The sequence below is a fragment of the Roseibium sediminis genome (assembly GCF_008711325.1).
Taxonomy (GTDB): Bacteria; Pseudomonadota; Alphaproteobacteria; order Rhizobiales; family Stappiaceae; genus Roseibium; species Roseibium sediminis.
In genome coordinates this window covers 46,973-61,285 of sequence record NZ_VXDB01000010.1, presented here as the reverse complement: position 1 = coordinate 61,285, position 14,313 = coordinate 46,973, and the positions used below count along the sequence as shown (strand labels likewise).

At 57.7% G+C, this 14,313-nt stretch carries 13 protein-coding genes; 7 read left to right on the top strand and 6 right to left on the bottom strand.

What is annotated here, in order from left to right; genetic code table 11:
• Positions 1 to 116: 116 nt before the first annotated feature.
• Complete coding sequence (locus F0155_RS11695) at positions 117 to 1,436, top strand: DUF3422 family protein (RefSeq protein WP_150524696.1); 1,320 nt, start codon at positions 117 to 119, stop codon at positions 1,434 to 1,436.
• Between the two features lie 64 nt (positions 1,437 to 1,500).
• Here F0155_RS11695 and F0155_RS11690 read toward each other — a convergent pair whose 3' ends face one another.
• Positions 1,501 to 1,878 (bottom strand): c-type cytochrome, encoded by a 378-nt coding sequence (locus F0155_RS11690; protein ID WP_150524695.1) that lies wholly within the window; start codon positions 1,876 to 1,878, stop codon positions 1,501 to 1,503.
• Between the two features lie 182 nt (positions 1,879 to 2,060).
• Complete coding sequence (locus F0155_RS11685; RefSeq protein ID WP_150524694.1) at positions 2,061 to 3,005, bottom strand: LysR family transcriptional regulator; 945 nt, start codon at positions 3,003 to 3,005, stop codon at positions 2,061 to 2,063.
• Between the two features lie 167 nt (positions 3,006 to 3,172).
• Between F0155_RS11685 and F0155_RS11680 the strand changes: the two genes are divergently transcribed.
• The 4 genes from F0155_RS11680 (at position 3,173) to F0155_RS11665 (ending at position 7,960) form a co-directional block, all read left to right on the top strand.
• On the top strand, positions 3,173 to 4,669 hold the full coding sequence (locus tag F0155_RS11680) for an FAD-linked oxidase C-terminal domain-containing protein (protein ID WP_150524693.1): 1,497 nt from the start codon (positions 3,173 to 3,175) through the stop codon (positions 4,667 to 4,669).
• A gap of 42 nt (positions 4,670 to 4,711) precedes the next feature.
• Positions 4,712 to 5,902: a glycolate oxidase subunit GlcE gene (gene glcE, locus F0155_RS11675; protein WP_150524692.1), complete on the top strand. Its 1,191-nt coding sequence runs from the start codon at positions 4,712 to 4,714 to the stop codon at positions 5,900 to 5,902.
• 61 nt (positions 5,903 to 5,963) lie between these two features.
• Positions 5,964 to 7,295, top strand: coding sequence for a glycolate oxidase subunit GlcF (gene glcF, locus F0155_RS11670; RefSeq protein ID WP_150524691.1), 1,332 nt, complete (start codon positions 5,964 to 5,966; stop codon positions 7,293 to 7,295).
• Positions 7,296 to 7,306: 11 nt separating this feature from the next.
• Positions 7,307 to 7,960 (top strand): hypothetical protein, encoded by a 654-nt coding sequence (locus F0155_RS11665; RefSeq protein ID WP_150524690.1) that lies wholly within the window; start codon positions 7,307 to 7,309, stop codon positions 7,958 to 7,960.
• A 121-nt stretch (positions 7,961 to 8,081) separates the two neighbouring features.
• Here F0155_RS11665 and F0155_RS11660 read toward each other — a convergent pair whose 3' ends face one another.
• Both F0155_RS11660 and F0155_RS11655 read right to left on the bottom strand, forming a co-directional pair.
• Positions 8,082 to 8,798, bottom strand: coding sequence for a L,D-transpeptidase (locus tag F0155_RS11660; RefSeq protein WP_150524822.1), 717 nt, complete (start codon positions 8,796 to 8,798; stop codon positions 8,082 to 8,084).
• A 362-nt stretch (positions 8,799 to 9,160) separates the two neighbouring features.
• Positions 9,161 to 9,829: a DUF2927 domain-containing protein gene (locus tag F0155_RS11655; RefSeq protein WP_208999243.1), complete on the bottom strand. Its 669-nt coding sequence runs from the start codon at positions 9,827 to 9,829 to the stop codon at positions 9,161 to 9,163.
• A gap of 309 nt (positions 9,830 to 10,138) precedes the next feature.
• Here F0155_RS11655 and F0155_RS11650 point away from each other — a divergent pair, with 309 nt between their 5' ends.
• Positions 10,139 to 10,903, top strand: a complete 765-nt coding sequence (locus F0155_RS11650) for a protein phosphatase CheZ (RefSeq protein ID WP_150524688.1) — start codon at positions 10,139 to 10,141, stop codon at positions 10,901 to 10,903.
• Positions 10,904 to 11,023: 120 nt separating this feature from the next.
• Complete coding sequence (locus F0155_RS11645) at positions 11,024 to 11,683, top strand: DNA-3-methyladenine glycosylase I (RefSeq protein ID WP_150524687.1); 660 nt, start codon at positions 11,024 to 11,026, stop codon at positions 11,681 to 11,683.
• 510 nt (positions 11,684 to 12,193) lie between these two features.
• Here F0155_RS11645 and hisG read toward each other — a convergent pair.
• Both hisG and F0155_RS11635 read right to left on the bottom strand, forming a co-directional pair.
• Complete coding sequence (gene hisG / locus F0155_RS11640) at positions 12,194 to 13,159, bottom strand: ATP phosphoribosyltransferase (RefSeq protein WP_150524686.1); 966 nt, start codon at positions 13,157 to 13,159, stop codon at positions 12,194 to 12,196.
• The gene (locus F0155_RS11635) at positions 13,156 to 14,292 is read right to left on the bottom strand and encodes an ATP phosphoribosyltransferase regulatory subunit (RefSeq protein ID WP_150524685.1); all 1,137 of its coding nucleotides are present in this window, start codon (positions 14,290 to 14,292) and stop codon (positions 13,156 to 13,158) included. Before F0155_RS11635 ends, hisG begins: the two co-directional genes overlap by 4 nt.
• Between the last annotated feature and the right edge of the window lie 21 nt (positions 14,293 to 14,313).

Here is a 14,313-nt window from a genome sequence, read left to right as displayed (position 1 = left end):
GGTGCGGTAGGTCGTCGCAGATTGCTTCCTTTACGTTCGCCTGCCGGATGTTTGCTTGCAAAGCGCGCCACTTTTGGCACTGTTTGGCTTTCGCGGACGGGCGATGGAAATTTCCGATGAATGATGCAGGCACACCGGCAGCCTCAGGCTTGCCGTCTTTCAGGACACATCCGCTGAGGGAGGCCGTGCTGGGTGAAATCCATGCAAGGCCCTTTCGCCCGCTTTCCGGGCCGCGTGTTGTGCTGCTCTATGCCTTCACCACGAGTACGGAAGAGGCGAATGCAGATCACGCATGGTTCTCCGAGTTCTGCCGAAGTCAGGGCGCAGCCGGGCCAGGTGACAGGGCCCGCTATCACACCCTGCCTTTTGCAGGTGGCACGCTGAGCTGGGAACGGCATGCGGAGTTCATCACTTACATTTGGGATGGGCCGCTGGAAGGCAATGAACCCTTTGGCCCGCTGCCCTCGAACCATCCGTTCAAAACGGCCTTTCGCGCCCCCGGCCCACTGTTGAGCGCCTGTCGCCTTGATCTGGTTTCACCCTCGGCCAATGAGAGTTGGCGCAAGCATTATGATCCGGCGAGCTTGACCGTTTTCAAGGTCGAGCACGGGGGAGGCACGGCAGCTACGGATTTCAGGCCAGATGGCGACGGCCTGACACGCTATGTCATCTTGAACGAGAGCATGTCCGCCATCCAGTGCGGGGCGGTGGCGCAGAGGCTTCTGGAGATCGAAACCTACCGAACGCTTGCGCTTCTCGGCCTGTTCGAAGCCAACCGCCTGCAGCCGCTGATCGGGCAATTCGAAATCCAGCTCTTTGAGTTGACGCAGAAAATGCAGGAGAACTCGGGACTGGACGCCAACAGGACCTTGTTGGACCAGTTGTCGAGCCTTGCAACGGCGCTTGAGGCAAGTGCTGCGGAAAGTGCGTTCCGGTTCGGTGCCAGCCGAGCGTACTACGAGATCGTCAACGCGCGTCTGAGCGCTCTTGAAGATAAACCCTCGTCAGGCGGTTTGAGCCTCTCGTCGTTCCTCAGTCGACGATTGGCTCCGGCCATGCGGACTTGCCAGTCTGTGCAGGACCGGCAGCGGGACCTGTCGGAAAAGCTGGCGCGGGCTACAACCTTGCTGCGGACCCGCGTGGATGTCGATCTGGAACAGCAAAACCGCAGCCTGCTTCAGTCCATGAACCGGCGCGCCAGAATCCAGCTGCGTTTGCAGCAAACGGTCGAAGGACTGTCGGTTGCGGCGGTCAGCTACTATGTGGTTGGCCTGATCGGCTATCTGGCCAAGGCGGCCAAGGGCGGCGGATTGCCGGTTCCGGACGCGGGCGTCACCACAGGCTTGGCAGTGCCTGTTGTCGTGGCTGTTATCTGGTACATGGTCCGCAGGATACGCAAGCATCATGCAGACAGTGGAGATGATGCAGATTTCTGAGCAGTGAGCAGACATGAAAAGAGGCCGGAAATCCGGCCTCCAAAACGTTGTTCGTATATTGCGCTTACTGGAACTGTGCCAGATACGCGATCACGTCGGCGCGATCGTCGTCCTTTTTCAGGCCCGCAAACGCCATCTTGGTTTTGGGGATGTAGTCCTTCGGCTTGGTCAGGAAAGCGTCCAGTTCTTCAGCTGTCCAGGTCTTGCCTTCCGCCATGCCCATCAGGGCCGGGGAATACTTGAAGCCTTCTGCGGTACCCCAGGCACGACCAACAACGCCGTTCAGCTGCGGACCGACCTTGTTCTTTGCGCCTTCGCCAACATCGTGGCAGGCCTTGCACTTCTTGAAGACTTTTTCGCCCTTGGCAGCATCGCCCTCTGCGTTGGCATGAGCCGTCAGCGCCAGCATGGCTGCTCCGGCAATCATCAGCATACGCCGCATGTAGTTCTCCCTCTTTTCGTGATGCCGCTCAGGCACACTGACGCCAGACAACAAGAAATTTATGGCAGATACAAGGTGTACAGAGGTCGCAGTCCCTTCAAATCTGCGCCATCGTTAGCGAAATTTGCCAAACTGGTTGTCTGTTCATGGCGGTGCATTCGGAAAAGAGGCACAGTTTGAGATCAGCTTGCCTTGGCCCTTCGTGGCGGTGCAAGCCAAAGGTCCAGCCTGGCATCCCAATACGGGGAGGAGCCGTAAAGTGATGCTAGAAAGTCGATGAACACGCGCACTTTTGCCGGAAGAAACTGACGTGAAGGATAGACCGCGTAAAGCCCGACATCCTTTGAGGCTCGATATTCCGGCAGCACCAGACGAAGCTTGCCTTCCCTGAGTTCAGGGCCAATGTCCCAGCTCGACCTCAGCGCGACCCCCATGCCTGCGAGCAGGCACTCCCGCACGACTTCGCTTGAGTTCGTGCGTATCGGCGCATTGGTTTTGACAGCTTCCAGCCCATGAGGTCCGACTAGTTTCCACGGATCCTGATTGAGCGCGGCAAGCGTCACGTGATTCTCCATCAGGTCTGGGATGGAACGCGGCATGCCGTGTCTTGCAAGATAGTCGGGCGAGGCAACCAGAACGCGGTGAACCGGGGCAAGACGCCGCGCCACAAGACTGGAATCGGACAATTCGGCAATACGGATGGCCAGATCGTACCCTTCGCCGACGATGTCGACGAAATCGTCACTGAGGTCGAGACTGACATTCATATCCGGGTTGGTGGCAAGGAACTTGCCGAGATGCGGCGCGATATGAAGCCGCCCAAAGGAGGTGGAAGCAGCGACTTTCAGTGTCCCGCGTGCCTGTGCTGATCCTTGAGTAACGAATTCCTCTGCTTCCTCCACCGATGCGAGGATGGCAATCACCCGCTCGTAGAAGCCCTGTCCGGCCTCTGTCATGGCAATCTGCCGGGTGGTTCGTTGCAGCAGCCGCGTGCCCAATTTGTCTTCAAGACGGCGGATGCGTTTAGAGACAACGGCAGGGGAAAGGTCCATCTCTCTGCCCGCAGCAGACATGCTGCCTGCGCCCACGACCCTCGCAAAGATCTCCATGTCAGTCAGATTGCTCATTTTCAACGCTCGGGAACTACTGTTGAGTGATTTGCCGTGTACAACCGGAACCAAAAATTTGGCAAACTTATCAAGGGCGAGGGTTTCCTATTGGTCTGGTTAATGACACCCTACGTCCAACAAGAGCGTTCGGATCACCGGACAGGAACAAAAAAGGGAGAGCCAGCATGACGGCTATCGCGATGCCCAAACCGGACGCGGATGTAATCGCGCGCAGGGCTGAAATCGTGAAAGCCCTCCAGGCCATTGTGCCGGGCGATGGTGTCATTCATGACGAAATCGCCATGCGGCCCTATGAGACGGATGCGCTGACTGCCTATCGGCAGATGCCTCTGATTGTTGTTCTGCCTGAAACGGTGGAGCAGGTCTCTGCGGTTCTGAAATACTGTCACGACAATGATGTGAAGGTGGTTCCCCGAGGGGCGGGGACGTCGCTCTCGGGTGGCGCCTTGCCGCTGGCCGACGGCGTGCTCCTGTCGATGATGAAATTCAACCGGGTGCTGGATATCGACTATGCCAACCGGGCAGTTGTCGTTCAGCCCGGAGTGACAAATCTTGGTATTACCCGAGCCGTGGAGCATGAAGGCTTTTATTACGCCCCCGACCCCTCGTCCCAGATCGCCTGTTCGATCGGCGGGAATATCGCCGAGAACTCCGGCGGGGTGCACTGCCTCAAATATGGCCTCACCACCAACAACGTTCTTGGTCTGGAAATGGTTCTGATCACCGGAGAGGTCATCCGGATCGGCGGAAAGCATCTGGATAGTGAGGGATACGACTTTCTGGCGTTGATGACGGGTTCTGAAGGTCTATTGGGTGTGGTGACCGAAGTCACCGTTCGCATCCTGCAAAAGCCGGAAACCGCACGAGCGCTGCTGATCGGATTTCCGACCAGCGAGGAGGGCGGCAAATGCGTGGCTGACATTATCGGGGCAGGCATCATTCCCGGCGGCATGGAGATGATGGACAAGCCCGCCATCCATGCGGCAGAGGATTTCGTCAATGCTGGCTACCCGAGGGATGTCGAGGCGCTTCTGATTGTCGAACTCGACGGCCCGGAGGCCGAGGTCGATTATCTCATGGAGCGTGTTGCGACCATTGCCCGGGAAAACAACGCCAGCCATCTGCGCATTTCCGAAAGCGAAGAAGAACGTATGGTGTTCTGGGCCGGTCGAAAGGCGGCCTTTCCGGCAGTTGGCCGGATCTCGCCGGACTATTTGTGTATGGATGGAACGATCCCCCGGCGCGAGTTGCCACGGGTTCTGGCGGGCATGCGAGACTTGTCGGAAAAATACGGGTTGAGGGTGGCGAACGTCTTTCACGCCGGGGACGGAAACCTGCACCCGCTTATTCTTTATGACGCCAACAAGCCGGGCGAACTGGAGGCATGCGAGGCCTTCGGGGCTGATATCCTTCGCCTGTGCGTGAAGGTCGGCGGCGTTCTGACCGGTGAACATGGTGTGGGTATCGAAAAGCGCGATCTCATGCCGGAGATGTTCTCCGAAGAGGATCTCAAGCAGCAACAGCGGGTGAAATGCGCCTTCGACGAAAAGCACCTCTTGAACCCGGGCAAGGTGTTCCCGGTGCTGCATCGCTGCGCCGAACTGGGCAAGATGCATGTTCACAAGGGGCAATTGCCCTTTCCGGACATTCCAAGGTTTTGAGTATTGCAACCTGATCCATTCGGCATCAGGCGGGGAGAGGCAATGGATGCGAATTTGAAGCCGAGGGACGCGAAAGACGTCTGCGAGGCGGTGGGTTGGGCGGCGGCCGAGGAGCAACCGCTGGAAATTGTTGGACAGGGATCGAAACGCTCACTGGGTCGTCCCGTTCAGAGCGCGCATGTCCTTGATCTGTCCGGCCTGTCCGGAGTGGAAACCTATGAACCGGCCGAACTTGTTTTGACCGTTCGGGCAGGCACGCCGATCCGCGAGATAGAACAACTTGTCGCCGGCAATGGGCAGGAACTGTCTTTCGAACCAATGGACATGGGGCCGCTGCTGGGTCGAGAGCCGGGAGAAGGCACGATTGGCGGAGTTCTGGGCGCCAACCTGTCCGGGCCGCGTCGGATCAAGGCGGGGGCAGCGCGCGATCATGTTCTGGGACTTGAGGCGGTGTCCGGACGAGGTGAACTCTTCAAGTCAGGCGGCAAGGTCGTGAAGAATGTGACCGGCTATGATCTGCCGCGCGCGCTCTGCGGTTCCTGGGGAACGCTTTCCGTCGCGACCGAAATCACGTTGAAGGTAAATCCGAAACCGGAAACCAGCACGAGCCTGATCCTTGAGAACCTTTCTGACGAAGAGGCGATTGCTGCCATGTGCAAGGCCATGGGGTCGTCGGCGGAAGTCTCGGGAGCAGCGCACCTGCCGGCCAGTGTCAGTGAAGGCACTGCACGAACCGTTTTGCGGCTCGAAGGTTTTTCTGCCTCAGTCGCCTATCGGGTAAAGGCACTTCAACAGCTCCTGAAGCCCTATGGGGCAGCGCAATCGGTCGCTGATGCCGCGTCGGAAGTCCTTTGGAAGTCTATCCGGGATGTTTTGCCGCTTGCAGGCACTCAGGATCCTGTCTGGAAGGTTTCCCTTGCTCCTGCATCGGGCGCGGTATTTGGCAAGATTGTGCGCGAACAGTTCGGCGCAACTCTCTTCTATGACTGGAGCGGCGGTTTGGTGTGGCTTTCCTGCCCGGACGGCGCACCGCATGTGGATGAAATTCGCAAGGCGGTTGTGTCCGCAGGCGGAGGGCACGCAACCTTGGTGCGTGCGGATGCACCGGTGCGTTCGTCCGTGGACGTCTTCGAGCCGCAGCCGGCCGCTTTGGTCGCCTTGTCCTCACGCCTGAAGCATCAGTTCGATCCCAAGGGCATTCTCAATCCGGGGCGCATGTATTCGTCTATCTAGACCATTTTACAGCTCTCCGTTTTCCAGTTCAGCGCGATCACGCAAGTCCGGGTAACCGCAAATGCAAACGAACTTCACAGCCGAGCAACTGAAGGACAGCCACCTTGCTGAATCCGAGAAGATCCTGCGCAAATGCGTTCACTGCGGGTTCTGTACGGCCACTTGCCCGACGTTCACATTGCTGGGCGATGAGCTCGACAGTCCACGAGGCCGGATCTACCTGATCAAGGACATGCTGGAAAATGACCGGCCTGCGGACAAGAGGGTGGTCAAACACATAGACCGCTGTCTTTCCTGTCTGTCCTGCATGACCACTTGCCCTTCCGGTGTTCACTACATGCATCTGGTGGATCATGCCCGGGCACATATCGAAAAGACCTACAAGCGGCCCTTCATGGAGCGTGTTATGCGGCAGGTGCTTGCAACTGTCCTGCCGTTTCCGGCTCGCTTTCGGGCAGCTCTTGCGCTGGCCTTTTATGCAAGACCGTTTGCCTTTCTGTTCAAAAAGGCTGGAGGACCGTTCGCAAAGCTGGGCGCAATGCTGGAGCTTGCGCCCGGCAAGGCTCCATCCCCCTCTCGCCTGAAAAGCGGCGATGTCCTTGCGGCCGCATCATCGGCTCGAAAGGGGCGGGTTGCGCTTTTGACCGGCTGTGCCCAACCGGTTCTCAATCCGGGGATCAACGAGGCAACAGTGCGGCTTCTCACGCGCACGGGATATGAAGTGGTTCTGCCAAAAGGCGAGGGGTGCTGCGGCGCACTGGTGCATCACATGGGGCAGGAAGATGCCTCTCTTGTAAACGCCCGGCGCAACGTGGATGCATGGACCCGCGAGCTGGAGAATGGCGGACTGGATGCGATCCTGATCACCGCATCAGGCTGTGGCACGACCATCAAGGACTATGGGTTCATGCTGCGTGATGATCCGAACTACGCGCAGAAGGCGGCCCGCGTTTCTGCTCTGGCGAAGGACGTTACGGAATTTCTTGCAACGGCCGATCTTGGACCATCCTCCGTCGGTGCGGGACTGGTCGTCGCCTATCATTCCGCCTGTTCCATGCAGCATGGACAGAAGATCACCCTGCAGCCGAAGAAGCTGCTGAAAGCGGCGGGGTTTGAAGTGAAGGACGTTCCTGAAGGCCATTTATGCTGCGGATCAGCTGGCACCTACAACATTCTTCAGCCGGAGATTGCGGGAAAGCTGAGAGCCCGAAAGGTTGCCAATATCGAAAAGACGAAGCCGGATTTGATTGCCACGGGGAATATCGGCTGCATGACCCAGATCGGACTGGGGACGGATATTCCAATTGTGCACACTGTGGAACTTATTGATTGGGCCTATGGTGGTCCATTGCCGGAAGCCTTATTTGAAGGAGGTCTTTTTGAAACGGCATAAGGAGTTGCGGCATGTCCGCTCAAAGCGGATCAACGGCAATTGTCAGTCTTGGCATGTCCTGCCAGAGCTCGCGTCAGATCCGAACCCATGTCGATACGTTCAGTGGGTTGCTTGATCAGACGTTCGAGCCCACGCGCCATTTTTTTGATGGTCTGATTTCCCCTATTTCCGGACTGGCTGATTTATTTTGTGATGGATTTCAGTTGTTTACTAGGGATTCAATCCGACCTGGGCCCGGATGTCCGACATGGATGCCGTATGGAATTCGCTTCCTGCATCACTTTCGGGAAGCGGATATGCCGCCAGATATCGATCGATTTTTCGAAAGAGAACACTCGAAGTTCGGTTATCTGCGGGAGAAGTTTATCGGGCTTTCTGAAGTCGAGCGGGTGATCTTTGTGATCTCGAACAGCCAGAACAATCTGTCGGATGTTGCTTTCGAAACTGAGATGGCTTGTATCAAATTCAACCAAAGTCAATTGGAACGGCTTATGAAAGCGGTCGACAATTTTCTCGACAGGCAGTGCGAATATCTCATCGTCAGCCATCCCGACCGCCATGGCGGGGTCCTTGATGAGAATATCCACGTGATGAAAGCGGATGAAAGTGAGTGGACTGGAGACAAGACCCAATGGAGGGCCTTGTTCCAGTCCTATTTTGTCTGACGCCTCAGACTGTTATTCTTGGTTGAGGTTCCGTCGCAACCGACTGGAATAAAGCGATTGCCCACGAAAGGGAGAGTTCAGGCGCCGATCCGTTGGTAATCGGAGACAGCGCCTGATCAGATCAGAGCACGTGAACGGTTGCTCCAACCGGAACACGATCATAAAGGTCGGTCACATCCTCGTTGCGCATGCGGATGCAGCCGGAAGAGACGGCCTGTCCGATAGTCCACGGCTGATTGGAGCCGTGAATGCGATAGAGGGTGGAGCCGAGATAAAGCGCGCGAGCCCCTAGCGGATTTTCCGGACCGCCCGGCATGAAGGTCGGCAAATCGGGACGGCGCTTGCGCATTTCCGCAGGCGGGCGCCAATCCGGCCATTCGGACTTGCGGGTCACCTTGTGCGTGCCGGCCCACTCAAAGCCCGGCTTGCCAACGCCAACCCCATAACGGCGGGCTGTTCCGTCTTTCTGGACCAGGAACAGGAACTTCTGTTCGGTGTCGATGACGACAGTGCCCGGCTTGTGCGGGCCATGGTAGTCCACGATGGTCGGCAAGTAGATCGGGTCAATCTGTCTGCGAGGCTGCGGAGCCGGGTTGCCGACAGAAGCCTGCTGTACACGGGCCGGTTGTTGAACCCTTGCCGGCTGTTGCCAGGTTTGCTGGCGCGCCTGACGCGGAGCGGTCGTCTGCCGATGGATGACCTGCTGCCTGTTCGGCTGCAGTTGCAGAACCCACGGTTCCGCCAGATTTGGGCTAAGCACGAGCGGCGGCGGAGCCACCTGCCCAGCCGATGCGGTCGAAATCAGTCCGCCAAGGCCCGCAATGACGGCAACCACCATGCCGGGCAAGATGCCGAGCCGTGGCGCCTTAAAAGATGTACGCTTCACAATTCATCTCCCCAGTCCGGAAATAACCGAGTACCAGATCGGGGCATAATACATTCGGATTTTACCGACTATGTAAATAAATTGGCGACCATGTGTTCTTTTCGAACGTATGGTTATCAAGGTCTTTGAAAACTTGATTGAAAATACGTAAATCGATCCGCCCGATCTCGCGCAAGCACTCGGCAAGTTCCCGGAAACAGGAATATTTCATGGTTAATTCGAATTGGCGGGAAGTTATTGTTCCTTGGCGCGGAAAACCGCTGACGAAACCGGTTGGGGCGGTAAAGTGGTGCGCGGAGACTCGAATTTGAGTGTCAGCGGACCCTCTTGAGGGCATCTCTCGCCACAATTGGAAGGATCGTCTGGATCTGCTGGAAGGACATTCCCGGCTTCACGCGGGCGTCATACAGCATGTTCAGCAGGACCTGATCGAACACGGTGAAGCGGCTGTGGCGTGACGTGTCATTAAACACGGAATGGGTGAGGGCCTTGTCGTCATTCATCGGCCCGAGTCCCTGAAGGACTTCCTCAACGAGGCAGCGCCTGAACAGAAATTCGCCCTCATCCGACACGATCACCGCAGACGAGCGTTTGATGCCGTCCTTGCCTGACACGACCCGCACCAGACACCTGCCGGGTGCGTCCGCTTTCGCATCCCTGTAAATGTCCCTGCGGATGACATCGGCATACTGATGGCGGTCCACGACGAAGACTTCGAAATTGGCTTCACCGGGGGAGGAGGCCATGCGCGCGTTCAATCCGCGAATCTTGCGGTTGATCTCACGGATGAAGCCATTGACCACGGGTCTGCGGTCGGTCTGGGCAAGATTATGGACCGAGAAGCGCACGGGAGTGGTGTATTTCTTGACCGTGTAGGGTTGCCAACTCCACGCCCGGTATTCCAGCCCGAACACCGTTTTCTCAAAGCCCGTCAGCAGTTCGTCGGTGGAGAATGCGCCCGCAGCCTGAGCGCGAGCCGTCATGAGGAGACACACCAGGACATAGAGAATCGAAGTAATTGCCCGCATACTGTATTTCTGTCGTGGTCCGTTTTTATTGGCCGGATAGGCATCTCTCAGGCAAGATTATTAGACATAGTTTCACGAATTGACCAGACAATGGTTTACTAAGGAGTGCAAACTGAAAATATGAGCGTTTGATTGGCAATTTTCCGCATGGGTACATGGGCATTATTTTCTTCCGCGAAACGAAAAATTTAAAAATAGCGGTTTAACTGGAGGTCTTGGGCAATTAAGGGCGCGCCCATTTGTACGATAGTGACGGGAGATAGTATGTCCGCAATCAAGAGATCCTTCCGGGCGGAACACGCAATGCGCTTGAAGAACGAAGCGCATGACGACCCGAAGCATGTCGAAGAGCGCCGTCACCAGCAATTGATGGGTGAAATGGCGGCTCTGCGCAAGCTCATCATGGCCGGCGTAGGTCAGGGCGGTGGGCAGCAGGCTCCGGGGATGACCCAGGAAGAAATGAGTGCCAAACTCGTTGACGAGTTCAAGAAGGAACTCTCCGAGGCGGCAAAGCTGAAGGCTGAACTGGATACGATCTACGAGGCCATCGCGCAGACGAAGAAAGAAATTGCCACGCTGCATCATACGACCGGTTCGGACGGTGACGAAATGCAGCGCGTGACAAATGAACTGGATGCCGTTGTAAGCGGCACCGAAGGGGCAACGGAAACAATCCTGTCTGCCGCCGAATTCATTGACGAGACCGCCAACACGCTTTCCGCGCATCTGGATGGCCGCGAGAAGGACATGGCCAGTGACATCCAGGAAAAGATTGTCCAGATTTTTGAAGCCTGTAACTTCCAGGATCTGACAGGCCAACGCATCAACAAGGTGGTCGGCACCCTTCGCTTTATCGAGGACCGCATCACCGAGATGATGGACATCTGGGGCGGCATCGAGACCTTCAAGTCCATGGAGGTCACCAAGCGCGACAATCGTACCGGCGACGAAGCCCTGCTCAATGGTCCGTCTCTGGAGACCGACATGGATGTTGCGACACAGGACGATATCGACGCCCTGTTCGCCTGATCGTCACCCGATATCGAGATTTCAGACGGCTCCGGAAACGGAGCCGTTTCCGTTTGAACTTGCCGATACGGAAATTTTCGAATAGGAACAAAACAAGAATATTTGAGAAAGTTTCAGGCTATGACTGACAAACCCGCCGCTGTCCGCGATCCGCTAACCGGGCTCATCACCGATGAATCCGGTATCCATACATGCTGGTGGCATCAGGGCCTTGAAGACTATCGGGTCTATCACGATACGGAATGGGGGCGACCGGTTACGGACGACATCCGCCTGTTTGAAAAGATCTGCCTTGAAGGGTTCCAGTCCGGCTTGTCGTGGCTGACCATTCTGAGAAAACGGGATGGGTTCCGGAAGGCCTTTTCCGGCTTTGATTTCGAGAAGGTCGCTCTCTATGGGGAGAAAGAAATCGAGGCATGCCTTGCAGATGCCGGGATTGTCCGCCACCGCAAGAAGATCGAATCCACCATCAACAATGCCAAACGGGCAATTGAGCTGCGCAAGGAATTCGGCTCGCTTGCAGCCTATTTCTGGAGTTGGGAGCCGAAGCCGGAAAACCGTCCAAAAGTGCTGGATTTCGCCGCGGCCAAAACCCTCGGCAGCACGCCGGAAAGCACAGCGCTCTCAAAGGACCTGAAAAAACGCGGCTGGAGCTTCGTGGGCCCTACAACCGTTTATGCCTTCATGCAGGCCATGGGGCTCGTCAACGACCACCTTGAAGGCTGCAAGTGCCGGGCGGAAGTCGAGAAGGTGAGGGCGGGGGTTAAGAGGCCCGTGTGAGCGAGGTAGGAGATAACCGCGCAGAGCTCATCATGGTAAGCGGCTTGTTGGGTTGGAAAGTTCCCCTCCCCCCTTGTGGGGAGGGGTTAGGGGTGGGGGTATATCTCAGCCCACCAAATGACCCGATTTGGTTGAGGTTTCTCACCCCCACCCTTGCCCTCCCCACAAGGGGGAGGGGACGGAGAGACCCGACAAGTTGCAGGACAATAACTGGATGACTAAGGGGTCAAAACGGCAATGCCTCTGACGTCCTTCGTTCAGTCCGTCCCGGAGCTGCTTTTTTTGAAGACCTCTGTCTCGTCTCCAGACCCGACGCGCAGAAGATGTAACTTCCCGGAACTCTCCTTTGTCATCCCGGACGCAGCGAAGCGAAGATCCGGGATCGGGGAGCCCCGAACTTAAGGGTCTGTGCGTACGGCCCATAGCCGGGCTCGCCAGTCCCCGATCAAGTCGCGGACGACAACGGACGGGTTTGGTCGGAGGGCAGCGCTTGGGGCCGCAAACCTCTCCCTACTTCCCCAACCGCTCTTTCAGCGGGTCAAACAGGGCATTTTCCTTTCGGAACACATACTCGACCGCATCGACGGTGGCAGTTTCTGCGCCGTGGGCAATGAGGATATCTGCACAGGCGGCCACATTAGCTTTCGGGCAAAGCAGCTCAAGCGTCCGGTCTGTCCGGCTTTCGAAGGGGAACTCAGCCCCTTCCGCCGAAAGGGCAGCAATGGCGGCAGAGGCATCGGAGACCGTCGCCTTGATCCGTCGGGAATTGCGCGCCGCTTCCTCGGCAGACACGCGGTCCAGCACCGAACGCGCAGCAGACAGGGCTTCGTCATCCCAATTTGCCGTGCGCGAGGCAACAAGATGCGCCTGGCTTTTCAGGATCACGCCATCATTGAGGATCTTCAGGTTGTTGGCTTCCAGCGTCGAACCTGTTGTCGTGATGTCGACGATCAGCTCCGCCGTGTCCGCGGCCGGTGCGCCTTCCGTTGCCCCGGCGCTTTCCACGATCCGGTAGTCAGCGATGCCGTGTTCGGCAAAGAACGCCCGGGTGAGCGTCACATATTTGGTCGCAACGCGCAGGCGGCGGCCATGACGGCTGCGGAAATCGGACGCCACGTCGCCGAGGTCGGCCATAGTGTCGACATCGATCCACGCCTTGGGAACGGCAACAACCACGTCGGCATAGCCAAAGCCAAGTGGCGTGATCAGGTGGACGCTGGCGTCCGGATCGGAAATGCTTTCGTGGACCAGATCCAGCCCGGTGATGCCGAAATGCGCCTCGCCAATGGCAAGCGCACGGGCAATCTCGGAAGCCGACAGGAAGGCGATGTCGACATTGTCGACGCCCTTGAGTGCGCCTTGATAGTTTCTCGCACCGCCCGGCTGTACGACCTTAAGGCCTGCGCGGCCAAAGAAATCGTGGGTGTTTTCCTGCAAGCGGCCCTTGGAGGGAACAGCAATGGTCAGTTTGGTCATTGGCTTGCCTCCCGTGCGCCGGAAATCCTGTCGAGCCAGATGGAGAACCCGATCGCCGGAATTTCCGCTTCCGCGCCGAGCAGGTTCAACAGCCGGTCATAGCGTCCACCGCCAACGAGCTGGCCTGCCTCGCGTCCGCCCGCGCCATAAATCTCAAAGATAAAGCCCGTGTAATAGTCGAGCCTGCGGCCAAAGCCTGCACTGAATGTGATGGCAGACAAATCCAGCCCGCGCACCTTGATGGCGTCTAGCCGGTCCTTGAAGACCGCGAGGGCGTCAGCAATGTCCAGTTTGTGTGTCCTGGCAAAGCCGGAGAGAACATCCACTGCCTTGTCGACCGACGTGTTGAGCGCAAGATAGGCCTTCAGCACATCGGCTGCGGCCTTGGTGTCGCTGGTTCCGCTGGTCAGGGCTGCCTGCTCCAGAAAGCGTTCGGCGATTTCGGACGCGCTGCGGCCAGCAACGGTTGAAATGCCCGCGATGGAGAGAAGCCCTTCCACCATGGACTGGGCCGCTTCCGGATCCGCCCCTTCAAGGGCTGCCAGAAACCCGAGCCGCTTGTCATCAAGGGCAGAGGTGGAGGCCACCGTTCCGCTCAGGCGCTCCAGCGCATCGTCCAGCTTCCGCCCTTCGCCAAAAAGATCGCGCAGGCGGCGCTGCCAGACGGTTGGAAGATCAAGTCCTGAGAGCACTGCCACGAACAGGCCTTCATCGCCAATGCGGATATCCGATGCTGGCGCGCCAAATTCGTCCAGCGCCTTGACGGAGAGCGCGAGCATGTCGGCATCCGCCGCATTTCGATCATCACGGCCAAAGCTCTCCGCGCCGATCTGCGGTATTTCGCCCAGACCATCGGAACGCTGGCGGAACACCGGGCCATGATAGCTGTAGGCCGTTGGCACCGACATGTCGGCGGCTTCCAGATGCGCACGGCAAACCGGGATAGTGAAATCCGGACGCAAGCAAAGATCAACGCCGTTTGCCCCGGTGGTCAGGTACAGGCGGCGGCGAATGTCCTCGCCGGTCAGGTCCAGAAAGATGTCTGCAGGCTGAAGGATGGGCGGCGACACGGGATGATGGCCGACAACCTGAAACAGCGCCATCACCTTGTCGATCTGCTCATTTGTCGGCATCTTTGCCTTCCCTTCGCCTTG

Coding starts and splice junctions, on each gene's coding strand:
- glcF (WP_150524691.1), top strand. CDS start 5,964: ATGCAAACGAACTTCACAGCCGAGCAACTGAAGGACAGCCACCTTGCT.
- F0155_RS11635 (WP_150524685.1), bottom strand. CDS start 14,292: ATGCCGACAAATGAGCAGATCGACAAGGTGATGGCGCTGTTTCAGGTT.
- F0155_RS11695 (WP_150524696.1), top strand. CDS start 117: ATGAATGATGCAGGCACACCGGCAGCCTCAGGCTTGCCGTCTTTCAGG.
- F0155_RS11690 (WP_150524695.1), bottom strand. CDS start 1,878: ATGCGGCGTATGCTGATGATTGCCGGAGCAGCCATGCTGGCGCTGACG.
- F0155_RS11665 (WP_150524690.1), top strand. CDS start 7,307: ATGTCCGCTCAAAGCGGATCAACGGCAATTGTCAGTCTTGGCATGTCC.
- F0155_RS11660 (WP_150524822.1), bottom strand. CDS start 8,798: ATGGTGGTTGCCGTCATTGCGGGCCTTGGCGGACTGATTTCGACCGCA.
- F0155_RS11685 (WP_150524694.1), bottom strand. CDS start 3,005: ATGAGCAATCTGACTGACATGGAGATCTTTGCGAGGGTCGTGGGCGCA.
- F0155_RS11645 (WP_150524687.1), top strand. CDS start 11,024: ATGACTGACAAACCCGCCGCTGTCCGCGATCCGCTAACCGGGCTCATC.
- F0155_RS11680 (WP_150524693.1), top strand. CDS start 3,173: ATGACGGCTATCGCGATGCCCAAACCGGACGCGGATGTAATCGCGCGC.
- glcE (WP_150524692.1), top strand. CDS start 4,712: ATGGATGCGAATTTGAAGCCGAGGGACGCGAAAGACGTCTGCGAGGCG.
- F0155_RS11650 (WP_150524688.1), top strand. CDS start 10,139: ATGTCCGCAATCAAGAGATCCTTCCGGGCGGAACACGCAATGCGCTTG.
- hisG (WP_150524686.1), bottom strand. CDS start 13,159: ATGACCAAACTGACCATTGCTGTTCCCTCCAAGGGCCGCTTGCAGGAA.
- F0155_RS11655 (WP_208999243.1), bottom strand. CDS start 9,829: ATGACGGCTCGCGCTCAGGCTGCGGGCGCATTCTCCACCGACGAACTG.